This window comes from Lysinibacillus sphaericus (genome assembly GCF_001629735.1).
In the GTDB taxonomy this organism is placed as follows: Bacteria; Bacillota; Bacilli; order Bacillales_A; family Planococcaceae; genus Lysinibacillus; species Lysinibacillus pinottii.
Map to the genome: position 1 here is coordinate 1,081,049 of NZ_CP015224.1, position 22,613 is coordinate 1,103,661.

The 22,613-nt window shown below is 38.6% G+C and carries 27 protein-coding genes; 22 read left to right on the forward strand and 5 right to left on the reverse strand.

The window, feature by feature from the left end; translation table 11 throughout:
- The first annotated feature begins 28 nt into the window (after nt 1-28).
- The 4 genes from A2J09_RS05115 to A2J09_RS05130 all read left to right on the forward strand — a co-directional run bounded on the left by A2J09_RS05115 (nt 29) and on the right by A2J09_RS05130 (nt 3,488).
- The gene (locus tag A2J09_RS05115) at nt 29-547 is read left to right on the forward strand and encodes a sigma-70 family RNA polymerase sigma factor (protein WP_012294021.1); all 519 of its coding nucleotides are present in this window, start codon (nt 29-31) and stop codon (nt 545-547) included.
- Nucleotides 534-1,196: a TIGR04104 family putative zinc finger protein gene (locus A2J09_RS05120; RefSeq protein WP_036161359.1), complete on the forward strand. Its 663-nt coding sequence runs from the start codon at nt 534-536 to the stop codon at nt 1,194-1,196. The genes A2J09_RS05115 and A2J09_RS05120 overlap by 14 nt, the downstream gene beginning before the upstream one ends.
- Nucleotides 1,197-1,343: 147 nt before the next feature.
- Entirely contained in the window at nt 1,344-1,895 is a 552-nt protein-coding gene (locus A2J09_RS05125; RefSeq protein ID WP_012294024.1) for a biotin transporter BioY, read from the forward strand.
- 18 nt (nt 1,896-1,913) lie between these two features.
- Nucleotides 1,914-3,488 carry an amidohydrolase gene (locus A2J09_RS05130; protein WP_012294025.1) on the forward strand — a complete coding sequence of 525 codons (1,575 nt, stop codon included), beginning with the start codon at nt 1,914-1,916 and terminating at the stop codon, nt 3,486-3,488.
- 22 nt (nt 3,489-3,510) lie between these two features.
- On the opposite strand, the gene A2J09_RS05135 is transcribed toward A2J09_RS05130, so the two are convergent.
- Nucleotides 3,511-3,720, reverse strand: coding sequence for a hypothetical protein (locus A2J09_RS05135; RefSeq protein WP_012294026.1), 210 nt, complete (start codon nt 3,718-3,720; stop codon nt 3,511-3,513).
- Between the two features lie 221 nt (nt 3,721-3,941).
- Between A2J09_RS05135 and A2J09_RS05140 the strand changes: the two genes are divergently transcribed.
- The 7 genes from A2J09_RS05140 (at nt 3,942) to A2J09_RS05170 (ending at nt 10,348) form a co-directional block, all read left to right on the forward strand.
- Nucleotides 3,942-5,714, forward strand: a complete 1,773-nt coding sequence (locus A2J09_RS05140; RefSeq protein ID WP_012294027.1) for a glycerophosphoryl diester phosphodiesterase membrane domain-containing protein — start codon at nt 3,942-3,944, stop codon at nt 5,712-5,714.
- Nucleotides 5,715-5,830: 116 nt separating this feature from the next.
- Nucleotides 5,831-6,781 (forward strand): stalk domain-containing protein, encoded by a 951-nt coding sequence (locus tag A2J09_RS05145; protein WP_012294028.1) that lies wholly within the window; start codon nt 5,831-5,833, stop codon nt 6,779-6,781.
- A gap of 108 nt (nt 6,782-6,889) precedes the next feature.
- On the forward strand, nt 6,890-7,423 hold the full coding sequence (locus A2J09_RS05150; protein WP_012294029.1) for a cysteine hydrolase family protein: 534 nt from the start codon (nt 6,890-6,892) through the stop codon (nt 7,421-7,423).
- Nucleotides 7,413-7,958: a GNAT family N-acetyltransferase gene (locus A2J09_RS05155; RefSeq protein ID WP_012294030.1), complete on the forward strand. Its 546-nt coding sequence runs from the start codon at nt 7,413-7,415 to the stop codon at nt 7,956-7,958. The genes A2J09_RS05150 and A2J09_RS05155 overlap by 11 nt, the downstream gene beginning before the upstream one ends.
- 22 nt (nt 7,959-7,980) lie before the next feature.
- On the forward strand, nt 7,981-8,862 hold the full coding sequence (locus A2J09_RS05160; RefSeq protein WP_036161361.1) for a DMT family transporter: 882 nt from the start codon (nt 7,981-7,983) through the stop codon (nt 8,860-8,862).
- A gap of 637 nt (nt 8,863-9,499) precedes the next feature.
- The gene (locus A2J09_RS05165; protein ID WP_031419762.1) at nt 9,500-9,709 is read left to right on the forward strand and encodes a hypothetical protein; all 210 of its coding nucleotides are present in this window, start codon (nt 9,500-9,502) and stop codon (nt 9,707-9,709) included.
- Nucleotides 9,710-9,799: 90 nt separating this feature from the next.
- Nucleotides 9,800-10,348: a GNAT family N-acetyltransferase gene (locus A2J09_RS05170; RefSeq protein WP_012294037.1), complete on the forward strand. Its 549-nt coding sequence runs from the start codon at nt 9,800-9,802 to the stop codon at nt 10,346-10,348.
- Nucleotides 10,349-10,426: 78 nt separating this feature from the next.
- Here the strand turns inward: A2J09_RS05170 and fumC are convergent, their stop codons facing one another.
- Nucleotides 10,427-11,818 carry a class II fumarate hydratase gene (fumC, locus tag A2J09_RS05175; protein ID WP_012294038.1) on the reverse strand — a complete coding sequence of 464 codons (1,392 nt, stop codon included), beginning with the start codon at nt 11,816-11,818 and terminating at the stop codon, nt 10,427-10,429.
- Nucleotides 11,819-12,093: 275 nt separating this feature from the next.
- Nucleotides 12,094-12,309, reverse strand: a complete 216-nt coding sequence (locus tag A2J09_RS05180) for a hypothetical protein (protein WP_012294039.1) — start codon at nt 12,307-12,309, stop codon at nt 12,094-12,096.
- A gap of 526 nt (nt 12,310-12,835) precedes the next feature.
- On the opposite strand from A2J09_RS05180, the gene A2J09_RS05185 reads away from it, so the two are divergent.
- From A2J09_RS05185 to A2J09_RS05200, 5 genes are all read left to right on the forward strand, one after another.
- Nucleotides 12,836-13,564 (forward strand): AAA family ATPase, encoded by a 729-nt coding sequence (locus tag A2J09_RS05185; protein WP_012294040.1) that lies wholly within the window; start codon nt 12,836-12,838, stop codon nt 13,562-13,564.
- On the forward strand, nt 13,561-14,784 hold the full coding sequence (locus tag A2J09_RS05190) for a GNAT family N-acetyltransferase (protein ID WP_012294041.1): 1,224 nt from the start codon (nt 13,561-13,563) through the stop codon (nt 14,782-14,784). The genes A2J09_RS05185 and A2J09_RS05190 overlap by 4 nt, the downstream gene beginning before the upstream one ends.
- A 135-nt stretch (nt 14,785-14,919) precedes the next feature.
- Nucleotides 14,920-15,057 (forward strand): hypothetical protein, encoded by a 138-nt coding sequence (locus A2J09_RS23865; protein ID WP_171821085.1) that lies wholly within the window; start codon nt 14,920-14,922, stop codon nt 15,055-15,057.
- A 71-nt stretch (nt 15,058-15,128) separates the two neighbouring features.
- Nucleotides 15,129-15,536, forward strand: a complete 408-nt coding sequence (locus A2J09_RS05195) for a GNAT family N-acetyltransferase (protein ID WP_012294043.1) — start codon at nt 15,129-15,131, stop codon at nt 15,534-15,536.
- A gap of 504 nt (nt 15,537-16,040) precedes the next feature.
- On the forward strand, nt 16,041-17,252 hold the full coding sequence (locus tag A2J09_RS05200; RefSeq protein ID WP_012294044.1) for an MFS transporter: 1,212 nt from the start codon (nt 16,041-16,043) through the stop codon (nt 17,250-17,252).
- A gap of 52 nt (nt 17,253-17,304) precedes the next feature.
- On the opposite strand, the gene A2J09_RS05205 is transcribed toward A2J09_RS05200, so the two are convergent.
- Complete coding sequence (locus tag A2J09_RS05205) at nt 17,305-18,714, reverse strand: MocR-like pyridoxine biosynthesis transcription factor PdxR (RefSeq protein WP_012294045.1); 1,410 nt, start codon at nt 18,712-18,714, stop codon at nt 17,305-17,307.
- A gap of 110 nt (nt 18,715-18,824) precedes the next feature.
- Between A2J09_RS05205 and A2J09_RS05210 the strand changes: the two genes are divergently transcribed.
- Nucleotides 18,825-19,265, forward strand: a complete 441-nt coding sequence (locus A2J09_RS05210) for a GNAT family N-acetyltransferase (protein WP_036161364.1) — start codon at nt 18,825-18,827, stop codon at nt 19,263-19,265.
- Nucleotides 19,266-19,365: 100 nt separating this feature from the next.
- Here A2J09_RS05210 and A2J09_RS05215 read toward each other — a convergent pair whose 3' ends face one another.
- Complete coding sequence (locus A2J09_RS05215) at nt 19,366-20,049, reverse strand: class I SAM-dependent methyltransferase (RefSeq protein ID WP_012294047.1); 684 nt, start codon at nt 20,047-20,049, stop codon at nt 19,366-19,368.
- Between the two features lie 229 nt (nt 20,050-20,278).
- Here A2J09_RS05215 and A2J09_RS05220 point away from each other — a divergent pair, with 229 nt between their 5' ends.
- The 5 genes from A2J09_RS05220 (at nt 20,279) to A2J09_RS05235 (ending at nt 22,608) form a co-directional block, all read left to right on the forward strand.
- Nucleotides 20,279-20,878, forward strand: coding sequence for a CPBP family intramembrane glutamic endopeptidase (locus tag A2J09_RS05220; RefSeq protein WP_012294048.1), 600 nt, complete (start codon nt 20,279-20,281; stop codon nt 20,876-20,878).
- A 71-nt stretch (nt 20,879-20,949) separates the two neighbouring features.
- The gene (locus tag A2J09_RS05225; RefSeq protein WP_012294049.1) at nt 20,950-21,135 is read left to right on the forward strand and encodes a hypothetical protein; all 186 of its coding nucleotides are present in this window, start codon (nt 20,950-20,952) and stop codon (nt 21,133-21,135) included.
- Entirely contained in the window at nt 21,128-21,295 is a 168-nt protein-coding gene (locus A2J09_RS23870; RefSeq protein WP_008175876.1) for a hypothetical protein, read from the forward strand. The genes A2J09_RS05225 and A2J09_RS23870 overlap by 8 nt, the downstream gene beginning before the upstream one ends.
- Nucleotides 21,296-21,303: 8 nt before the next feature.
- Complete coding sequence (locus A2J09_RS05230; RefSeq protein WP_012294050.1) at nt 21,304-21,936, forward strand: hypothetical protein; 633 nt, start codon at nt 21,304-21,306, stop codon at nt 21,934-21,936.
- Between the two features lie 360 nt (nt 21,937-22,296).
- Nucleotides 22,297-22,608, forward strand: coding sequence for an RNHCP domain-containing protein (locus A2J09_RS05235; RefSeq protein ID WP_031419777.1), 312 nt, complete (start codon nt 22,297-22,299; stop codon nt 22,606-22,608).
- Nucleotides 22,609-22,613: the final 5 nt, after the last annotated feature.

Sequence of the window (22,613 nt, forward strand, 5' to 3'; positions counted from 1 at the left end):
TCAGTAGTATAGAAAGTAGGTGAGAGCAATGATGGATATTGAACAAGTAATCGAGGAGCATGGAGATTACTTACTAAAAGTAGCCTATTTATACGTGAAGAATAAGGCAACAGCGGAAGATATTGTGCAGGATGTGTTCATAGCCTTTTACCAGAAGCAGGGACAGTTCCGGCAGCAAGCATCATTGCGTACATATTTAGTAAAAATGACAGTAAACCGGAGCCATGATTATTTACGGAGCTGGAAAAGTAAACGACTGACATTATTTGAAAAGATTATGGGTCGTACAACGGCAATAACGCCGGAGGTAGAAATGCTCGAGAAGTCTGTTAAAAAAGAGCTGACAGAGGCGTTATTTACGTTATCAGTAGCCTATCGCGAGGTTTTAGTTTTGTATTATTTTGAGGAGATGACAACTGTGGAAATTGCACAGCTTGTACGATGTCCGGAAGCGACAATTCGTACAAGGTTACAACGAGCGCGTAAACAGCTGGCAACAGCAATGGGAGACTTTGATTGGGAGGTGCTACGTCATGAATCAATTTAAAGAAGGGCTATTAAAGGAACTACAAGATGTGAAATTCTCTCAGAAACGTAAACAACTAATCGCAGAAAAGGCTCGACGAAAGGAAAAACATCAAGTAGGTCATCAATGGACGTATCGTATCGTACTGGCAACCTTTACGGTATTGGTCATTGGTTTTAGTTATCTTTTAACAGAGCAAAAGGAACAGCATTCCACAGGTCACCAAGCAGCAACTATTCAGTCGGATGCCTGGAGTTGGTGGTCACTATTCAATTCGGATTATGTGCGAGGAATGTTGTTGTTGGGCTTTTTTATCGGTGCCGCTTTTATTGTCAAGCGTGTATTAATAAAAAAAGGATACGGTCTTCCTATTTGTATTGAATGCGGGGAGAGCTGGTCTGCAAAAGGCGCGCGAAAATTGTATCGCAAAAATGGAGAAATTGTGTGTCCTCATTGTGGCCAAAAACAGTATCGCACGAAAAAATCTATGCAATTAGGGGGGGTGCTTTCTATGCCAATACCACTAATCATTTTGTTGCAACATGTGTTCCATAATTACTACATCGGTTTTATTTTCTTCCTAGTAGGGGTGATTATTTTTCTTTATCAAATCGTACCATATGTATTTAAGCTACAAGACAAGGATTCTATGAATGAACCTTTATGGTAATCATCATATCGAAGGGGAAATTGCGAAGTTCATCTAGCAATTTCTTTTTTATACTAAAATACATTGACAACCGTTTTCATTTGCATTATCTTTGTGTTAACTTATTTTTATTATTAGTTAACGTATAGCAAAGGGAGGCTTTTTACATTGAAAAAAGGAAGTACATATCAATATGTGTTGGCGGCATTTGGGGCAGCGATTATTGCTGTTTTGGCACAGGTGACTATTCCACTACCTCTAATTCCAATTACAGGACAAACTTTAGCAGTTGGCATCGTCGTCACTATTTTAGGGACAAGATTAGGGACATTATCTGTTCTTTTATATATGTTGTTAGGGGCAGCTGGTTTACCTGTGTTTAGTGGGATGTCTGGGGGTCTAGGAATTTTGGTTGGGCCGACAGGGGGATATATTGTAGGATTCCTTGCCACAGCGATTATTATGGGCTTATACTTAGATAAATTTGGTATTTCATTTACCCAAGCGATTATTGCAAATATCATAGGGATGATTATTACATTATCATTTGGTACAGTTTGGTTAAAAATTATAGCAGACTATACGTGGACAGCTGCCTTTATGGGCGGTGTGGCACCATTTATCGTAGTAGGAATCGTTAAAGCGGTGCTTGCAGCATGGATAGGTGTCATTGTCCGTCGCCGCTTAGAAAGAGCACATTTAATTGAAGCAATAGCGTAGGACATAGGGGGAATTGTTTTGGCAACATTATGGACAGGTGGAAAGATTTACACGATGGCTCAGGTTGATGAAACAGTAGAAGCAGTCCTTGAAGAAGATGGGAAAATTGTGGCGACAGGCTCTGTAGAGAGCTTGTCGCCACTAGCTACTTCTACTCGACATTTACAAGGCAATGTGATGTATCCAGGTTTTGTGGATAGTCATTTACATATTATTGGTTACGGGGAAAAACTGAAGCATATTGATGTATCGGCGATAACGAGTAAAGAGGCGTTACTAGCAAAGCTTCAAGAGCGTATGTCCAAGGCATCGTCCAATGAATGGGTCATAGCGATTGGATTAAATGAAAACCAATTTGAAGAGCCCATTTTTCCTACTTTAGCGGAGCTGGATGCGCTTGGTGAAGCTTATTTAATCATAAAACGTAGCTGTCACCATTTAATTTTAGCTAATTCTAAGGCACTTGCATTTGCAGGGATTACCAATGCTACGCCTTCACCAGAGGGGGGAATCATTGAAAAAATAGATGGTCAGCTCACGGGCGTATTAAAGGATGCGGCGTTATATTTAGTGGTTAATCATATGCCCCATATTACACCTGCGTATATTGAGGATGCCTTGGTAAAAGCTGTGGCCTCATTACAAGCATATGGTTTAGTGGGTGGTCATTCGGAGGATTTAAGCTATTACGGGCCGCCAAACCAACCCATTCAAGCTTACCGTAAAATAGTGGAATCACAGCATTCATTCAAGGTTCATTTATTGCAGCATCATACGGTTTTTGAGGAGATGGAAAAATTAGATACTACATCCTCACCTTTTTTGGAGTTTGGTGCTATGAAAATCTTTATTGATGGAGCCTTTGGAGGAAGAACCGCAGCGCTACGTCAACCATACAGCGATGACCCACATAATACAGGAATGCTTATACATACGACAGAGCAATTAACGAAGTATGTTCAGTTGGCTCGTCAATCTGGACAAACTGTCGCTGTCCATGCAATTGGTGATTTAGCCATCGAACTGATTGTAGATATTTTTGCGGCATATCCACCACAGGCCGGTCAGCTTGATCGTGTGATCCATTGTAGCTTGGTCGATGATGACATTTTAACTAAATTAGCTAAATTGCCTGTTGCTATCGATATGCAGCCGCAATTTGTTCAGGGAGAATATGACGCTGAGCTATCGAAGCTTGGTGAGGAGCGCGTTCAAGGTTTACACCCTTTAAAGTCACTTCTTGACCATGGGCTTGTCGTTGCTGGTGGTAGTGACGCACCGATTGAAGTACCGAATCCATTAATGGGAATCTATGCGGCTGTCACAAGGTGCAATGTGGGAGAAAAACATGATGGCTACAATCCTAAGGAGAAAATTTCTCGTTTTGAAGCAGTCCATTTGTATACAGGAGGAGCGGCTGAAATAATTGGTCAGCAGCACACTCGTGGTAAAATCGCAGCAGGCTATTCAGCTGATTTTACGATTTTAAAAGAGGATATTTTCACTGTGGATATAGAGCAACTACCTCAAATTGACGTATTTTGTACCGTGGTAGATGGGAAGATTGTATATGAAAATCGCTGCGAAGGGTAACCTTGCAGCGATTTTTTTGAAGCTATTTTCTATTTACAATATGATGTATTTGTTGTTCTAAGGTTGTCACACGTTTTGTTAAGTCCTCTACTTGCTGTTGCATGGTTGGTGGAGGAGGCACAGGAATCGTTGCTTTCATTTTTTTGATCATACGAATCATCCCGAAAAAGATTGCTAAAAACAGGCCTAAAAGAACCGTTGTACTAATCATATCGCCAATGTCGAATTTCATGTTTGCGCTCCTTTCTCTACAGGGTATCTAGTTATATACAGGATGGCTTCGAGAAAAGTTTCAAGAAAATGGAGAACGTCACGATAAATACACAAATATTTTTTCTACAAGTTGCATAGGATACTTGAACAAATTGCTATTTTATTGCTTTGAGTACTGTGTCATGGCGGTCAAAACATACGTTAGAAGAGAGCGATTTTAACTGTAACAGGGGTGATTATGTGCACAAGGCAGGACAAGTAATGCGACAGGCTGTTAATAATATTTATATTTATCGATTAGACTATGTACAGGTTTTCGCATTAATTAGAGTCTTTCAGTTTTTATTAATGATCCCTGTAAGTACTATGCTGTTAAAGCTCATGCTACGAGTAACAGGATATACACATATAACCGAGCAAAATTGGCAAAGCTTTATGGCACATCCTTTTGTCATAATGATGATTTGTCTATTAATCTTGTTGTTCTTATTATTTGTTTATTATGAAATGGGCTTTCTATTTTTAATGGCCTTTCATCAACAAAGAGGAATGCGCTATCGATTTTTTTCTTTATGGCAGCAGCTAAATCGGAAGGTTGTTTATTTTTTTAGTGTCCAAGTCCTATTTTTAATCGTCTATCTTGCTCTATTAATGCCACTTGCTTCTTTTATGCTACCACTCACCTTAACCCAATCCATCTCACTTCCACATTTTTTAACAGAAGAAATCATGAGTAGTCGAACTGGTAGATTAGCATATGCAGCAGTGGCAAGTATTTTAGTAATGATCGGTATTCGGAGTATTTTAACGTTACCTATCTTTACAATCCAGCCAAAGATTTCTATTTTACGTTCTTTCAAGCAAAGCTGGCGATTTTCCAAAAAAGGTTTATTGGAGCTTTTAGCCCTATTGGTTATGCTTTTAACAGGTCATCTATTCGTCATGCTCAGTATAACAGTAATTAGCACACTTCCACTTTATTTTATGGAGCGCTTATTACCAAGTGCCGCATTGATAACAGCAGGGGTAACGCTCGCCTTTCTAGAAATGGTGTTTGTGGTGCTCTTTAGTTTATTACAGGCCATGTTTTCACAAGTCATGGTTGCCATCACCTACAATACACCTATCCTAGGGAAAATCAACAGGTCTGCTAAACAAAGAAAACGACGCTATAAACCTTTACTGCTCATTAGCCTTGTTGTTTTTGTTGTCTTAAGTATGATGAATATTAATTCGTTAGAGAAAAGCGTCTATGCACCCGATACTAAAATTATTGCCCATCGAGGCTATGTGGCGGGCAATGTGGAAAATACGATTAGCGGGCTAGTGAGCGCAGCAAATGCCGGAGCAGACCTCATTGAAATTGATATTCAGCAAACAGTGGATGGCGAATTTGTTGTATTCCATGATCGTACTTTGAGGCGATTGGCAGGGAAAAATGGAGTCATTGCTAATATGACCTTACGTGAATTAAAAACATTAACGATTCATCAAAATGGCTATAGAGATAAAATTGCTTCTTTAGAGGACTGTATCGAAATTGCTAAAGCTTTAGACGTCGCGTTACTAATTGAGTTAAAGGTACATGGCAAGGAAACGGAAGATGTGTTGCCCAAATTAGTAGAAAAGCTACGAAAATACAAAGTACTGGATTCGTATTATGTGCAATCTGTAGATGGGCAGAAAATGACTCAATTAAAAAAAATAGTGCCGAATTTAAGAGTGGGTATTGTCTATGCACTTAATATCGGCCCAATGGAAGAAAGTGTGGATTTCATTGCCTTAGAGGAGTCATGGGTAACTGAGCAGCTTATTGAAGAGCTGAAGCAAAACCCGATGGATTTATTTGTTTGGACGCTGAATGATGACCGTTCCTTACAAACCTTTATCGAGAAAAATGTGAGCGGCGTCATTACCGATCATCCTGATGTTGCCCGCGATTTAAGGACAAAGCAAAGCGAACATCAATATTTCTTACAACGGATCCTTAACCGATTGAAATTTATATTTTAAGTATGGAATGCGATACCTGCCCAACGGCTTTTAAAAAAATCTGGCCATATTGTAACCTTTTTCATATGAACACGACTACTTCTATGAATTCGTGAAATAAAGGAGATGCTTTTTATATGAAAATGACGAAAGTCGTACCATTTGCTATGACAGCACTATTAGTAGGGAGCGCGATGGGCGTTCCAACTGCATCAGCGAGCGAGGCTGAGACTGTAGTACCTGTTTCAGAAACTATTGAACAACAAGCTCAGCCAGTTTTTATTAAAGTAACTGGGAAAGTTGAAAATGTAGAGGTCCGTGAGAACGCAACCTACTATACAGTAGTAGAAGGTGAACAGACGAATATAGTGGTTGTCGATAAAGATTCATTCGTGTTCGACAACTTGGGAAAAGAAGTGAAGCTTCAAAAAGGGGATAAGGTGTCAGCTTACTCTTATGCGAAAAAGCCTATGCTTGCTATTTATCCACCACAATATAACCCAGAGGTTATTATTGTAGAAAAAGATAATATGGGCAGTGTGGAAGTCGATTACTTCGATAAAAACTTAATCGATACGGACAATTACTTGAAATTAAACGTTGGAGAAGACACAAAAATTGAAAGTGCTTCTGGAAAAAAACTAAAAGCTAGTGATTTAGAAGAACAGCACTTAGTTGTGTTCTACACAATCGCAACAATGAGTATTCCTGCTCAAACACCACCTTCAAAGGTTATCGTGTTGGATACTATTGAGAAGGAAGAGCCAGTTGAGGTGGACCCAGTGCCAACGCCTGAACCAACACCAGATCACGCTGCCATTGAAGAGATTATGCAAAAAGATTTTTATGAGGTAGAAGGGACGAAAATGGTTCCTTTACGATTAATTGTAGAAAAGCTTGGCTTTGACGTAGAAGTAACGCCTAAAGGTGCCATCATTTCTAAAGGTGCTGTTTCCTACACAATTACTCGTGGCCAAAAAGAATATGGCTACAATAAAGCGCTTCGCCAATTTGACGTAGCACCTGCTTTATTAGAAAATGGTAAAACATATGTATCTGTAGAGTTCGTCAAAGAATTAATGAAATAAAGAGGATGAAGTATCTAGCAAATCGCTAGGTACTTCTTTTTTGTATTTTCTTCCCATGAAAAATTCAGTACAATAATTAAGAAAAAGTCGCCAATAAAGGAGAAACCTATGAAACAAGCTCTTATCATTATCGATATACAAGAAGCCTTCTTTTTAGACAACGAACAAAATCTATGGAATGACGAAACGATCATCAAGCATATTAATTCGTTAATCGCATGGGCACGCCACAATGAGGCACCTGTTATTTTTATTCAGCATACAGACGCCGAGGATGTGGATTTCGCTTATGGTCAGCCTGGGTGGGAGCTATACCACGGTCTTCATCGACAAGCGGAGGATAAGGTAATTCAAAAACCAACATGGGATGCCTTTTATCGAACTGAGCTTGCCGAATACTTGCAGGAGCAGCATATTGAGCAATTAATTTTTGCTGGTGCACAAACTGAGTTTTGCCTTGATACAACCATTCGTAGTGCTTTCAGTCATGGCTATCATCACAATATTTTAGTGAAGGAAGCCCACAGTACATTAGCTAATGATATTCTTGAAGCACCTCAAATTATTCAGCATCATGAATGTATCTGGCACAATCGATTTGTGCGAATTCAACCAGTTGCGGGGTTCCAGCATGTGGATTAACAAGAGAGACTATCCCTGTAAAGAATGGTCCTACACGGTTCGCTGTGCCGAATGGGATGATGCACAAGCCTTGTCAGACCTACGTTTACAATTAGATGGTGAAACGGAATACTTTGACCGAGCACAAGGGGAGGGATTCATTGACCGAGCAGGATTCGAGCAACTCATCTCTAATGACCTAGCAAGCCCCAAAAATCTATGTTTAGTAGCGGTCGTTGATGATCAACTTGTAGGGTACTCAAGATGTGAGGGTTCTACATTCATAAGGCTTGCCCATAAGGTTATTTTTGGCGTAGGCGTTAGGAAGGATTTTTGGGGGTACGGCATTGGAAAAGCCCTGCTGCAAGTATCTATCGACTGGGCAGATGCAAATGGTATTCAGAAAATGGCACTAGAAGTGTTAGAATCTAATGACAAGGCCGTTCAGCTCTATCAAAAATGTGGCTTTGAAGTGGAAGGTATGCTAAAAAATGATAAGCGCCTTTCTGATGGACAATACTATCACACTATCCTGATGGGCAGATGGAAGGCATAGGGAAGTTGAAGGAATTTACAGTATGACAAATTTTATGTATCTATTTTGTTTAATCGTATGGGGTCTAAATTTTATTGCCGTAAAAATACAGGGGACCCCCGTTAGTTTAGAATTATCATTAACCTATCGTTTAGTCATAACAGCTCTATTATTTTTAATACTTGCTTGGTTGATGAAACCACAAGGCAAACCACAGAAGCAGGATGTCCCCTTTATCATTGTTTTTGGTGTTTGTAATTTTGCATTCAGTTATTTATGTTTGTATTACGCAACGATGCTCAGTTCAGCAGCCATTGTCACGTTAATTTTTTCATTAAAAGTGATATTAACGCCCATTGCTTTACGAATTTTTTTGAAAGAACCTTTGCATCGCCGTGTACTTCTTGGTGGTATTTTAGGCATCATAGGAGTGGGTGTATTAATCTACCCAACTTTACATAGTTTTTCAGGGTTAGCTGATTTCAAAGGGATTTTTATTGCTTTTTTAGGGACACTACTGACAGCAATCGGTGATGCTAGCTCTGCCAGAAATGCGAAGCGCCACATTGACCCGGTTTATGCCAATGCGATTGGCTTTGCCGTTGGGAGTTTGGTCATGTGTGGAATTGTCTGGATGGCAGGACAAAAAATAATGATTCCAACATCCATAACCTATTTATCAGCATTGCTGTATTTAACGGTAATCGCCTCGTTTCTCGCCTGGCTATTTTATTTAAAGCTAGTTGAAAGGATTGGAGGAGCGAAGAGTGGCTATATGGTCGCCTTATTTCCTGTCATAGGCGGCATTGCCTCTGTCCTGATTGGTGAATCTACAGTAAGCATCTATTTGATCGTGGGCTGTCTATCCAGTTGTATCGGAGCGGCGATTGCCTTAGGTTTTAAAATTAAGCCTATTTTACGATGAACGAAAACCCTTATCCTTTCATAAACTAGATAAGAACGTTTGAAAAGGGTGAGGGAGTTGGCATTCGTTCCGAGAAGCACAGAAAAAGATCAGGATCATTGGGATATCGATCGTTGGGAAAATGATGGTGGCAGTAGTTTAGGGGGGAAAGGGAGGCAAATTTGTCTCCCTACAAATAGTTGAAACCTTTTTCATCTCTGTTCGTATGAATTAGTAGAGACAGATTTGATTTGAAAAGGGAGAATTGAAATTTTTGAGCTATTGAACAAAACGATTACTTTTGATTATTTATGTGATTGTCATTGCGGATGCGTATTACTCAACATTGTATATGGAACCCAAAACACCACCGCAACATCAAACAATCAAAGCGACTGCTATTACCATTAACATACTACGGTAGCAAGCCTAACAAAAAGAAACGGACAACCCGTCGTTTAAAGCCGATGATCATGCAGCCATTCCAAGGGAAAAGGATTGACAAAATGGTCATGTCGATAAATAGTTTAGACGTTCGTCCACCAGTACTTATTTTTTTACGATATCAACAGCTTCGTTGCTGACGCCCTGTCCACTGACAGGGTATTTTTTATGAGGTGCATCAGTGTGGCATGAACCAAGGGAGAGGGAGATGCGTATGACGAAAGTCTATGTGATGACCATGACGAAAGGGAATGATGAGCAGGATTACGAGCAATGGGTGAACGAAAAAATATTTGAGAAAAAATCAGACCTAAAAGAGTATTTAAACAAAGAAGGCTATTTGAAGAAATCTACATATCAATATATGAAAATAGAGGCAGAATCTATAGTTGTTGCTGACATTCAAAAAATTAAACTTAAATAACAATCGTGTTTACTAAAAAATAAATAAAGCAATCTTCGCTCTTTTCATATAAAATATGGAAGATATAACATACTTGAAAGAGGTGGCCACATGTTCCCTACTTTAAATACGGATCGATTAGTGTTACGAGAAATTACAGAAAAGGACGCGCAAGCTATTTTAAATTGCTTTTCTAACCCTGACGTATTACGTCATTACGGTCAAAATCCATTAACTAGTTTAGAGCAAGTTAAACAAATCATTAATCGTTTTTCAAAAAACTATGAGGAACAACAAGGCATTAAATGGGGGATAGAACTGAAGGGGCGAGAAGGCCTAATAGGTACTATTGGATTTCAAGAATGGTCAACAGAGCATAAGAGAGCTGAGATAAGCTATGCCCTTTTCCCTGACAGTTGGGGAAAAGGCTATGCACAAGAGGCGCTGAACAAAGTCATTTCATTTGGCTTTCAAGAGATGGAGTTATTACGTATAGGAGCCATTGTTTTCACAGAAAATGATGCTTCCAACAAGCTATTAACAAAAGTAGGCTTTGAAAAAGAAGGCTTATTAAAGAAATATATGCATCAAAATAATGTGCCATATGATACGTATGTTTATTCTCTAATCAATATGAAAAATCATAGTCTAGAATCGTGAAAAATAAAAGGATTGGGGAAATGACCCCAATCCTTTTACCGTTTTTCGCCAAATGGTAGGTGAATACTTATTCTTACATTATTTTACGTTCGGGTAAATCATTGTAGCGGGGTCAACATATTCATCGAACTGCTCTTCTGTTAGCAGACCACTTGCAATAGCTGCTGCTTTTAACGTAGTGCCTTCTTTGTGAGCTTTTTTCGCAATTTTTGCTGCGCTTTCATAGCCGATATATGGATTTAATGCTGTTACAAGCATTAATGAGTTTTGTAAGTTATGATCGAGTACTTCTTTATTCGGCTCAATGCCAATTGCACAATGGTCATTAAAAGATTTCATTGTATCTGCTAATAGGCGAGTTGATTGTAAGAAGTTATAAATGATGACTGGCTTAAAGACGTTTAGTTCAAAATTCCCTTGAGATGCTGCGAAAGCAATCGTCGCGTCATTTCCTACTACTTGTGTGACTACCATTGTCATCGCTTCACTTTGTGTAGGATTTACTTTACCAGGCATAATGGAAGAGCCTGGTTCGTTTTCTGGGATCGTAATTTCACCAATCCCTGAGCGTGGCCCACTTGCAAGCCAACGAACGTCATTGGCAATTTTCATTAAATCAGTTGCTAAAGCTTTGAGAGCGCCATGTGCAACAACGGCTTCATCATGGCTTGTTAATGCATGGAATTTATTTGCAGCAGAGGCGAATGTTTTGCCTGTTAGCTCACTGATTTCCGCCGCAACACGATCACCAAATTCTGGATGTGCATTGATCCCAGTACCAACCGCTGTTCCACCAATCGCAAGCTCTTTCATATAGTCTATATTTTGAATAATCATATGCTCGGATTTCTCTAGCATAGCTGCCCAGCCGCTAATTTCCTGACCCAATGTAAGAGGTGTGGCATCCTGTAAATGTGTACGACCAATTTTAATAATATCTTTAAATTGAGTGGCTTTGTCTTCCAAAGTTGATTTTAATAATCGTAGTCGTGGTAATAAATAATCTTCCACTTTTAAAACTGCCGCAATATGCAATGCAGTTGGAAATGTATCATTCGAGCTTTGTGATTTATTGACATCATCGTTCGGATGAATGCGATCTGCCTCACCAGCATCCTGTAAAAGTTGGTTCGCGCGGTGTGCAATCACCTCATTAACGTTCATGTTTGATTGTGTACCACTGCCAGTTTGCCAAACAACTAGTGGGAATTGATCATCCCATTGTCCATTTAAAACTTCATCTGCTGCCTGAACGATTACATTCGCTTTAAGATCTGAAAGCTTGCCTAGTTTATTGTTCGCGATTGCAGCACTTTTCTTTAAAATAGCCATCGCCTGCACAAGCTCAATAGGCATTTGTTCCGTGCCAATTTGGAAATTTTCTTTACTGCGCTGTGTTTGCGCACCCCAAATTTTATCAGCAGGTACTTTGATTTCTCCCATAGTGTCTTTTTCAATACGATAATCCATGTCAAAACAGCTCCTTTATTATGTAAAATTCCTCCAATATACAGATAAAAACGGATACTCTTAGTCTGATGTAAGAATATCCGTTTGATACATGCTTATTCAAAAAAGAGGGGGATTCTGAAATAAGCAATTTGGAGAAAAGAAATAATCTATTGATAATGATAATTGTTATCAATTAAAATGTCAACAAATTTGTTTGGAGAAATAATAGGGTGAGAATAATTCGCAATAGTACTATGGTTATTCCCGAATTTAGAGGAAATAAACGTTATAGATTATCTCTTTTTCTTACCTAAATCTTTAAGTGGCTGCTTTTTAGGAACTTTCTCAAAAATAATTTTCACATGATAATGGTGGTCGTCAATTTGAAGCACCTCAGTTACCTTTGCCTTTCGTCCTTTAATACGAATATCCTCTTCGATGGCAGGGAGTTTGACGAGCAATTGGCTTAATACGGACGTTTTATTTTCATAATAATGAGTGACAAACATTGTTCTTCTCCTTCTAACATTTGATTGTTACTCAATTTATGAGGGGAGCCTAGTTTCTAGAACTTTTATAGATGGAATAGGTGCACGGAGAAAATTTGTTACTCAAACAGCATATAAAGGACCATGGCCTGCAAAAATGCTGATGATCTTGGGTATAATCATAGAACTCCGTTGAATATTGCTGGGAAATTACACTCTTCGCAATTGAAAAATTTCATTCATACCGAGAATCACGCTGCCACTTAATTTTATAAAAATCAAAAATATGACATAATTTCACGGAATGAAATTGCAACTTTCGACATATTTCTTATTTATTTCTCGGGAAATATCTCTTACATAATGGCGGTGTTGAGTGGGACTACGAGCGCTCAATTTTGCACTATTCCTGCTGTGAACTTTCATTGAAAAAATAATGACTTTATGATGTGATTGACTATTCTTAATTCTTTTTTATCAAAGAGGTAGTGCGATAACGTTTCAGTAGAGACATTGTTCGTTATAATAAGAGGAAGGAGGAAATAAAATGTATTTAAAATCATGTAAAGTGCTACAGGACACGATTCCTAATAAACAAATGTATCCTTTTAATATCCCGAGCTTGCAGGATTTACAGGAGTTGGAGTTTCCAACTAATGTGACCTTCTTTGTTGGGGAAAATGGCTCGGGTAAATCAACCTTACTGGAAGCCATTGCAGATCGTTGCGATTTTAATACGGCAGGTGGTGGCCGCCAAAATCTGTATGAAGTACATAAGGCAGAATCTTCACTGGGTGAGTATATCCGTTTGTCGTGGATGCCGAAAATTTCAAATGGCTTTTTTCTTCGATCCGAAACATTTTATCAATTTGCCAGTCATATTGATTTGATAGAAGATCCAAGGAGATATAACGCTTTTGGTGGAAAATCTCTACATCACCAATCCCATGGTGAATCCTTTCTGGCATTATTTATGAATCGTTTTAAGGGTAAAGCGATTTATTTATTGGATGAGCCCGAGGCAGCATTGTCTCCAACAAGGCAATTAAGTTTGTTGAAAATTATGAAGGATCTAGAGCATGAGGCACAATTTATTATTGCCACACATTCACCGATTTTACTGGGCTATCCTAATGCAACGATTTATAGCTTTGACAATGATGAAATTGAAACAATCCGTTATGAGGATTCCATTCATTACATTGTCACCAAACGGTTTTTAGATGCACCGCAAACTATTTTTAGTGAGTTATTTGATGAGGAGAGGGAATCATGAATCAACGAAAAGGCTTAATCATGCGAGAAATTCGATTGGATGAAATGGCACAATCTATTGACTTATTAAATTATGTCTTTCAAATGTCCATGTCTATTCATAAGGACCGTCGTTTTGTGAATGCGAAAAGTAGACAATTTAATGAGGGACATGCCATCGGATGGTTTGATGGCTCGCATTTAGTATCGCAAATTTTAAGTTTGCCTTTTGAAGTCAATGTCCATGGGAAGATTTATGAAATGGGGGGGATTACAGCAGTTGGCACCTACCCAGAGTATTCGGGCCATGGCTTGATGGAGAGCTTGATTATTGAAAGCCTACAAAGTATGCGCAACGAGGGACAATGTATATCCTATTTATTTCCATATTCAATTCCCTATTACCGAAAAAAGGGATGGGAAATTATGAGTGACATTGTAGAGTTCCAAGTGAAGGATACACAGCTCCCGCATTATGCCGGACTCAATGGGAAAATTCGACGTGTCGATCCAAAGCATCAGGATGTAGTGGATATCTACGCCCGATATGCCGAAAAAACACATGGGGTAATGGTGCGAAATAGCATTGCGTGGAATGAGAAGTTTCAGGAGGATTTCTGGGAAGAGAAATTCATTGACAGTGATGTTAACCTGCAGGCTGCCGTCTACTACGATGAAGGAGATGTGGCGCAGGGCTATATGTTCTATCGTATTATGGAGGAAAATTATTATATTGATGAAATCGTCTATTTACAGGAAGAAGCACGTAAAGGGTTATGGAATTTTGTCTCTGCCCATAGCTCCATGATTTATAATGTCTATGGGAAAACGACAGGTAATGAAGCAGTAGCATTTCTATTAGAGGATAGTGAGATTATTCAAAAGGTCTCTCCTTATTTTATGGCGAGAATTGTGGATGTTAAAGAGTTTTTATTACGCTATCCATTTGTCAGTCAAGACTTTGAACTTCAGCTAGCCGTAACAGATCGGATTGTAGCTTGGAATAATGGTACCTTCATCATCAAAATGGTGGATGGTAAGCTGTCTGTCCAAAAGGTGAGTGAGACATTAAATGAAAATGCTGTCCATTTAACGGTGCAAACCTTGGCCACGATGCTGCTAGGCTATAAACGACCAAGCTATTTAGAAAAAATCGAACGGTTACAGGGACGTAAAGAGGAAATTGCCTTACTGGAGGACATATTACCCGTAGGCATACCGACCTTCATTGATTATTTCTAGGGATATACAAGCATATTGAGCTGAACTACTTCTCACAATAGTTCAGCTTTTATTTGTCATAATGTTACTGCATAGTTGAACAAGGTTGTACCTTTAAATACATAGACATTCATGGATTTAGTGAGGGGGATAGAAATGGATTTAATTGTCGGAATAGCTATTGTACTCATTGTGTTTTTCTCTTCTAGCCTAATTGAAAAAAGGTTGAAGTCCATTGAAAAACAAAACAATCGTGTCATCGAAATACTGGAAGAAATAAGAGATAAAAAATAAAGGCATTTGCCAATAGGGGGATTTTACTTCAAGTAAAGGGTAGAGTCCTATTGGAATGGAGTTTTTATTATATGGATCTATATATTGAACGATTACAAGTGGCAGATGCCGAAAGTTTGTATAAATTTGAACTTGAAAACAGAAAATTTTTCGAAGAAATGGTACCTACTCGTGGAGAAGAATACTATAACCCTGAGATTTTTAAAAAAAGACACGAAGCTTTACTTGAAGAACAAGCTCAGGGAGGGTCATATTTCTATTTAATTAAAAATGAAGATAGTTCTATTCTAGGAAGAATAAATTTAGTGGATATTGATAGATTTCATAAAATCGGTCATCTCGGTTATAGGGTGGGGCAAGAACATACTGCAAAAGGAATTGCTAATCAAGCATTACAAAAATTAATTGAAACAATAGCTGATGAGGATATAAAACAAATTAAGGCGGAAACAACAACAAATAACATAGCTTCTCAATGAGCTGTTTAGACAGCTCCCAGACTGTAGACAAAATCCATCGAGTAGCTCACTCTCCATGGATTTTGTCATTTTTCTTTCTCTTTCATTTCTAATATTGGTAAATTATTGCTGATTTCACTATACTCCTCAAGGGAAGCATCTAGACCCCGACCGCGGATATCGTCTGCCCGTAGTAGAAATCAACGACTTTACTTTGTCTCATGTAAAATAAAAAAGACTGTAGACAGCTCTTTTTTATTTATTGTACAAATGGAGCAATTGAGTTGAAGAAGGATTGGTTATTGAATGAACTTAAAATGTGGTAATAATTTACTATGAATGTGTAATAGTTAAAGAAACAATGCTATAATTCATTTAAATATGTATGGAAGATCAAAAAACTTGTGATAAATCGATATCCCCCAGATTTATCCGCTAGATGATAGGAGTCAAATTTCAATGAATAGTCCAATCTAATATTCCCCTATTTAGCCAAAATCAGATTGAAATATCGGGGGATATAAAATGAAATTGAATAGAAATTTTTCTTTATTACTTTTAGGTCAGTCACTCGCTAATATAGGCGATGTATTATATATAGTCAGTGTTATAAGTACAATTTTTTTGTTAACAGGCTCTGCCATTGCAGCATCGTTTGTGCCATTTACAATTGCCTCTTCTATGTTTATATCTAGTCTGCTGACACCTCTGTTGGTTGAGAAACTAAATCTTAAATGGTTACTAGCTGGGTCACAAATTGCAAAAACGATTTTACTCTTTATTCTAGGGTTTATGGTAATGGGTTTATCAGCAGCTAATTATTATTTTATCTTTTTCATAATAGGAATGATTGCTTTTTTTGATGGATGTGCTAACCCAATCAGGCAGACATTGACTCCATACTATGTTAAACCTGAAAAGCTACTTCAAGCTAATGGAATTTCGGAAACGATTACGCAGGTCATCCAAGCAGGTATGTGGTTCGTAGGAAGTTCCTTGTTAATTATTATGAGCGCTCAACAACTGATTTGGTTAGTTGGATGTTTATTTGTCACGGCAAGCGTATTACTTTGTCTGCTAGAAAGTGTAAACAATCATCCATCAACCGAAATAAAGGGGAAACTTGAAAAGATTAAAGAGGGTTGGCAAACTTTATCTAATACGCCAGTTTTAAAAAGGATTGCTTGGATAGAATTTTTAGAAACAATTGCAGCAACAGTTTGGATAGCTGCTATTTTATATGTGTTTGTCAGCGATGCTTTGAACGTTGATGAAAAATGGTGGGGATTTATCAATGGAGCCAACTTTTTAGGGTTGATTTTAGGAAGTGCCTATTGTATTAAATTTTCTTCTGTGGTGGAAGAGAAAATAGGAGCCTATATTTTTGTTGGTTCCTTTGCAAGCTTCATATTTACAATGTTATTTAGCATAAACAGCATTCCAATGATTTCCTTACTTTTATCACTTTGTGTAGGGCTTTTTGGACAAATTAAACAAATTCCTCAACAAACAGTGATACAAACCAGTGTGTCAAAAGAACAGTTATCAACGGTTTATACTTCATTAGGTGCTATCGGGACTGGGATTTTCGGCATTGGCTCTCTTGTTATGGGGGTAATAGCAGATTTAGTAGGAATTAGACTGGTTTTTGTCATTTCGGGGCTATTACTTGCGATAGTCAGTGTAATCGCTCAGAAAAATAAGCAACTGTTTGTTAGAAATGTTTTAAAACAATAAAATGAAAGAAGAAGTTGGACCATCATATTTTTGATGGTCCTTTTTATGAAACTCATTGTACGAAAAAGGTGTTATTTTGAAGGGGTGACCATGCTTTTTTTAGTAGTTGAACGCCTAATTTAATTTCTTCCATTGATAACTTACTGAAGCCTAGTTGTAGCATCGGTTCTATACTTGCTTGCTGGAGAAAAAACGGACTGGTTGGATAAACTCTTACACCGTGGGACTCTGCTTGTTGGATGAGCTGTTGTTCAGAAAGTGAAGTCTTTATTTTCACTAATACATAGAGGCCCGATTGTTCGCCTAAAATAGTGATTTGCTCTCCGAATTGTTGTTGTAGCTCCTGCACAAGGCAATGCATTTTTTGTTTATAGGTTAGACGCATTCTTTTAATATGGCGTGTCCATTCGCCTTGCGCCATAAATTGGGCCATGGTGCGTTGATGAAGGGTGGATGCGTTTTGTTCAAAATGAGCAAATTTCCTTTTGTAAGGCTGCACGAGGGCATTAGGTAACACCATATAGCTTATTCGTATGCCTGGTAAAAAGGATTTCGAGAATGTACCCAAATAAATTACCCGAGATGGGTCGATGGAGGCAAGGGCAGGGAATGGCTGTTGTGTATAGCGAAATTCTCCATCATAATCATCCTCAAGAATATAGCCATTCACTTTTTGTGCCCATTGTATCAGTGCTTGCCGTTGTTGAATGTTCATCGAGACACCATAGGGGAAATGGTGTGAAGGTGTGACATACAAGAGACGTGAAAGACAATTTGTTAAGACATCAAGCTGTGCACCTGCTTCGAACACAGGTAAGGTCTCAATGTCAAAGTTATGTAATTGAAATGCCTCCCGAGCCCCATCATAGCCTGGGTCCTCCAGCAGTATGCTAGGGAAATTTTCCTTCAGTAAAAATGCAAGATACAAAAGCATCTGCTGTGTACTACTTCCAATAATGATATTTTCATGATTGGTATAGAGCCCTCTTGCCTGTAGTAAATACTGGACAAGCTGTTCTTTTAGTATAGGCTCTCCAAACAGTGCCCCATATTGATAACAGGCTGGCTCCTGTAAAACCTGATTGGCGATTTGACGCCAGGCCTTGATGGGAAAGTGTTGTTGATCGACAGCCCCAGCTAGGAAATTCACAAGTAATGCCGAAGTATCCTTTATTGGCTTCGATTGAATAGGCTGTGGTTGCTCTTGTAAGAAAACTTGCTCCAACGCATTCACAAAGTACCCTTTCCGACCTTCACCTCGAATATACCCCTCAGCTACAAGCTGATCGTAGGCCGTTAATGTCGTATTGCGACTCACCTGCAAAGTTTCTGCTAGCTTCCGAATAGAAGGCAGGGTATCATTCTTTTCCAATGTGCCTTCCATAATGAGGGTTTTCAGTTGCTGATAGATTTGTTTATATTTGGCTTCTTTGTCCGTTAATAAAAAGATGAAATCGTCCATAATGCACCTCATCGACATGTTGAAATGTTTGAAACTGTCTCTTTTTAAATGTCAGATAATCTACTACCATCATACTAGAATGACCAATAAATTGAAATGGGGAGTAGAATATGAATATTTGTACTGTATCACAGACAACAATTAGGGATGTGGTCCCGTTATTTAATGCTTATCGTGAGTTTTATGGACAACCGACTGATTTAAAGCAAGCCGAACAGTTTATCCAAGAACGTGTGGAAAAGGAGCAATCCACTATTTTTCTCGCATACTTGAATGGGGAACCAGTAGGTTTTGCGCAGCTATTTCCTACCTTTTCATCCGTAGCTATGAAAAGGGCATTTATTTTAAATGATTTATTTGTGGCAGTGCATGCTAGAAAAAAAGGGGTGGCCAAAGCATTAATCGAACAATGCTACATCTATTGCCAGCAGGAGAACGCTCGTTACATGATGCTCGAAACAGCAAAGGACAATGTTAATGCCCAAAAGCTCTATGAAAAAGTAGGGATGACCACAGATGATCATGTGTATTACTACAGTATGTATTGGTGAAAAGCGGCGCTATAGTTTTTAAAAGTCATTGTTTGTATGAAATCTACTAATCACCTGGTGAAAGCCCCCGCCAATTGAGCTAAATGGCGGGGGCTTTCGGTTAGGCATGACTCATCCAGCCTGCAAAAAGACCAGAAGTGAAAAAGCGAGTAACCTGCTTAAATCCAGCCTCTTTCAGTAATTCCTGCATGTCTTGATCGGATAGGAAAGAGATATTCATAATGACTTTCCCCATATCTTCGACCTTAGCTTTTTTGTATCCTGCGTCTAAAAAGAAGCTTTGCCAGATTTTAATGCGATCTTGCAGTTCGTCACTATTTCGATCTCCATAGGCACATGCGAGGATAAAAGGTTTCCCGGGCTTTAATTGCGCATGAATGTTGTGTAATAAGTTAAGTTTTTGCTGTCGATTTTCGATAAAATGCAGCACAAGGATGCAGCTAGCAGCATCATAGGTTAATGGAGAGGGGGGCAAGGTATCGATGGTTCCTTGAAGAAGCTGAACTCGGCTTTCTATAGATAATTGCTGTGCCTTATACTGAGCAATTTGTAGCATCTCTTCAGACGGGTCAATACCTGTAAAAGTCCAGTTTGGATTAGAGGGTCCCCATGCGGATAGCTCATTACCGCCCCCAGCTCCTACAACTAGCAGGGATGAGTCTTGCTCACCTAAATGAGCTCGGAAATAGGCTTGTGTCATGGCGAATAAAGTGTCATAAGCTGGTACAGAGATACGAGTACTTTGTTCATAGATGCGAGCCTTCTCTAATAGATGTATATTCATAGTTATTACCTCCAATACTATTACATACATTAAAGACCTTAATAGTCTGTAATTGAGTATATATGAAATTTTACCAAAGCACAACAAAGAAATCTCACCCGATTATAATTAAAGTGAAACGATGAATAATTAATATTTAAGATTAATAATTTAATGATTATCATTAAATTATTATTGAATTTAATAGCTCTTTCTTCTACACTTAACGTAATGAATAGGGGGAGAAAATATGATTAATGCTATTGTGCAAGTGTTGTTATTTTCAGTCATACCGTTTGTTTGGTGGAGTTTTTCAGCAAAAAAGGAACAACCCTTTCTTGAATGGTTAGGGTTGCATAGGCCTATTATTGTCGATAAGGGGAAATATGCCATATTTTATATACTTTCTATTGTAATAGTAGTGATGCCTAATTTCGCTCTCGTCTTTTTTTATATGGATGGTTCCATATTAGCGTCCAATCAATTTGCTGGCCTTGGCTTAGCGGGGCTCATACCCGCTCTTCTATATGCTATGATTCAAACCGGCTTATCAGAGGAGCTATTGTTCCGTGGTTTTTTATTGAAAAGGCTGGCAAAATCCTTTGGTTTCCAAGTCGGAAATTTGCTACAAAGCCTCGTTTTTGGGTGTATTCATGGGGCTCTGTTGTGGACGGTATTACCATTTCCAATCATCTTGTTAGTTGTACTATCTACAGGGCTAGCAGGCTATGTAATGGGATGGATGAATGAGCGAGTTGGCGGAGGTTCCATTGTGACAAGCTGGAGTATTCATAGTTTGACTAATTTAATGACTGCTTGCCTATCATTGTTTCAAATTCTATCTTTTTGACTTATTTGCATTTCTTTGACGTCACTTGCATAATAGGGCAGAGAAGATTTTTCGTGAAGGGAAGTGCAAACATGACAGAATGGCCAAAGGGAGTAGCCAAGCCTGCAATTCGTGCATTACAAGCAGCAGGCTATACACAATTGAAACAGCTGGAAAACGTTGATCTTTCCACTTTAGCTCATTTACATGGAATGGGTCCAAAAGCGCTTGCCGCGATTGAGGCGGCATTAGAGGAAAGTAGGGAGCCGCGTGAATAAGCTAACATTATTTTTACTGGCAATGGTGGTCTATTATATAGTCGTTGTTTTCCTCATCAGTAAGCTTTTTATCATTCCTATCATGAAAGTAATGGCACTTGTCTTCTTTATAGGAGCGGGTTTCATCTTTTCACGTAAGATGCGCAGGAAGCTGCAGTAGGAGGCATTATGAAAATTGTTCAATTAACAGTCATTTATTTAGCCATTATTTTGCTGGCAATGGGGCTATCTTTATCAGGGGTGCGGCTATCCTTTTCCCTCGGTATAATTGCTTTGTTCGTGGTAGCTATTATTTATCGTCATGTACATATTTTATATCGAACAAACAATATGGAGCTTGTAGATAAATGGGTGAAGCGCCGTCAGAAAGAACCAATATTTGCGGCTCTCTATGCATCCGCTTATGAAACGGTAGACGAACAGATTCGTGCTATGGATGTCATCATCCACCATTATAAGCAGCCAGCCATCAAAAACAATTATCTATTTACGAAAGCGATTATGGAAAAAAATCTTGGAGCGGCAAAGGCTGCTGCCCAGCAAATTAACAAGGAGCCATTGTCAAGCTACGCCCTATGCTATATTGCAGCCATGGAAGGTCGAACGGCAGCTATGAGAAGTGACAAGCTGACACAGCCTTGGATGCAACCTGCTGTAGAGGCAGTTTACGCCCATAGCCAAAACAATAAAGAATTGTTCCGCCAATGGGCTGATGCTAGCATCGAACAAGCGCGTGGTGTACAAAAGTATGGTTTAATACATAATTTTAGACAAATGGAAAGAGAATTGGATGGTGAATAACTATTTGGTATACTAAATAAAACATGAAACGTATGAGGAGTCGATCATTTGAAGGTAAATAGATTTCCTACAATTGTTCATAAGGGGACGAATGCCTAAGTTAGTGATGATCAATGAGCACCGACTAGTGGAAGGTGGAGAGGTCCGTCTTACAGTGGTTGATACAATAGTCTAAAGTCAATCGTGGTTCGGATAAAGAGATGAAAAATGTTCTTTTGAAGGTGGAACTAGAAGTAATCGTTTTGTAGAGCGAAATGGTGAATGGGTTAAATCATGATCAAAGCCTAATACTATTAATTTAGAAAAACAAAACGGAACCCTTTCTCCAAAGATGAAAAAATCGTCTTGGAGGAAGAACAATTGAGTAGAAAAACTGAAAATACAGCATTTCATTGTGAGCAGTGTGGTCTGGACGTGATCCCATTAAACAATGGTAGTTTCCGCAATCATTGCCCACATTGTTTATATTCTAAGCACCTAGATATTATACCTGGTGATAGAGCCAATCCATGTAAAGGGTTAATGCAGCCGATTACTATTGATTATTCATCTAAAAAAGGTTATCAAATTGTACATCAATGTAAAAAATGTGGTCACCTGTCACGTAATAAAGTTGCCATCGATTGCATACAAGAGGATCAGCTTATTTTATTTATGCAATCCATAGAGTAGTTTCA

Excerpts from the sequence above, each read along its gene's own strand:
- A2J09_RS05225 (WP_012294049.1), top strand. The coding sequence starts at position 20,950 with ATGACAGAATGGCCAAAGGGAGTAGCCAAGCCTGCAATTCGTGCATTA.
- A2J09_RS23865 (WP_171821085.1), top strand. The coding sequence starts at position 14,920 with ATGGATTTAATTGTCGGAATAGCTATTGTACTCATTGTGTTTTTCTCT.
- A2J09_RS05195 (WP_012294043.1), top strand. The coding sequence starts at position 15,129 with ATGGATCTATATATTGAACGATTACAAGTGGCAGATGCCGAAAGTTTG.
- A2J09_RS05215 (WP_012294047.1), bottom strand. The coding sequence starts at position 20,049 with ATGAATATACATCTATTAGAGAAGGCTCGCATCTATGAACAAAGTACT.
- A2J09_RS05120 (WP_036161359.1), top strand. The coding sequence starts at position 534 with ATGAATCAATTTAAAGAAGGGCTATTAAAGGAACTACAAGATGTGAAA.
- fumC (WP_012294038.1), bottom strand. The coding sequence starts at position 11,818 with ATGGATTATCGTATTGAAAAAGACACTATGGGAGAAATCAAAGTACCT.
- A2J09_RS05150 (WP_012294029.1), top strand. The coding sequence starts at position 6,890 with ATGAAACAAGCTCTTATCATTATCGATATACAAGAAGCCTTCTTTTTA.
- A2J09_RS05115 (WP_012294021.1), top strand. The coding sequence starts at position 29 with ATGATGGATATTGAACAAGTAATCGAGGAGCATGGAGATTACTTACTA.
- A2J09_RS05155 (WP_012294030.1), top strand. The coding sequence starts at position 7,413 with ATGTGGATTAACAAGAGAGACTATCCCTGTAAAGAATGGTCCTACACG.
- A2J09_RS05180 (WP_012294039.1), bottom strand. The coding sequence starts at position 12,309 with ATGTTTGTCACTCATTATTATGAAAATAAAACGTCCGTATTAAGCCAA.
- A2J09_RS05200 (WP_012294044.1), top strand. The coding sequence starts at position 16,041 with ATGAAATTGAATAGAAATTTTTCTTTATTACTTTTAGGTCAGTCACTC.
- A2J09_RS05210 (WP_036161364.1), top strand. The coding sequence starts at position 18,825 with ATGAATATTTGTACTGTATCACAGACAACAATTAGGGATGTGGTCCCG.
- A2J09_RS05220 (WP_012294048.1), top strand. The coding sequence starts at position 20,279 with ATGATTAATGCTATTGTGCAAGTGTTGTTATTTTCAGTCATACCGTTT.
- A2J09_RS05145 (WP_012294028.1), top strand. The coding sequence starts at position 5,831 with ATGAAAATGACGAAAGTCGTACCATTTGCTATGACAGCACTATTAGTA.
- A2J09_RS05170 (WP_012294037.1), top strand. The coding sequence starts at position 9,800 with ATGTTCCCTACTTTAAATACGGATCGATTAGTGTTACGAGAAATTACA.
- A2J09_RS05190 (WP_012294041.1), top strand. The coding sequence starts at position 13,561 with ATGAATCAACGAAAAGGCTTAATCATGCGAGAAATTCGATTGGATGAA.
- A2J09_RS05160 (WP_036161361.1), top strand. The coding sequence starts at position 7,981 with ATGACAAATTTTATGTATCTATTTTGTTTAATCGTATGGGGTCTAAAT.
- A2J09_RS05165 (WP_031419762.1), top strand. The coding sequence starts at position 9,500 with ATGACGAAAGTCTATGTGATGACCATGACGAAAGGGAATGATGAGCAG.
- A2J09_RS05135 (WP_012294026.1), bottom strand. The coding sequence starts at position 3,720 with ATGAAATTCGACATTGGCGATATGATTAGTACAACGGTTCTTTTAGGC.
- A2J09_RS05230 (WP_012294050.1), top strand. The coding sequence starts at position 21,304 with ATGAAAATTGTTCAATTAACAGTCATTTATTTAGCCATTATTTTGCTG.
- A2J09_RS05185 (WP_012294040.1), top strand. The coding sequence starts at position 12,836 with ATGTATTTAAAATCATGTAAAGTGCTACAGGACACGATTCCTAATAAA.
- A2J09_RS05205 (WP_012294045.1), bottom strand. The coding sequence starts at position 18,714 with ATGGACGATTTCATCTTTTTATTAACGGACAAAGAAGCCAAATATAAA.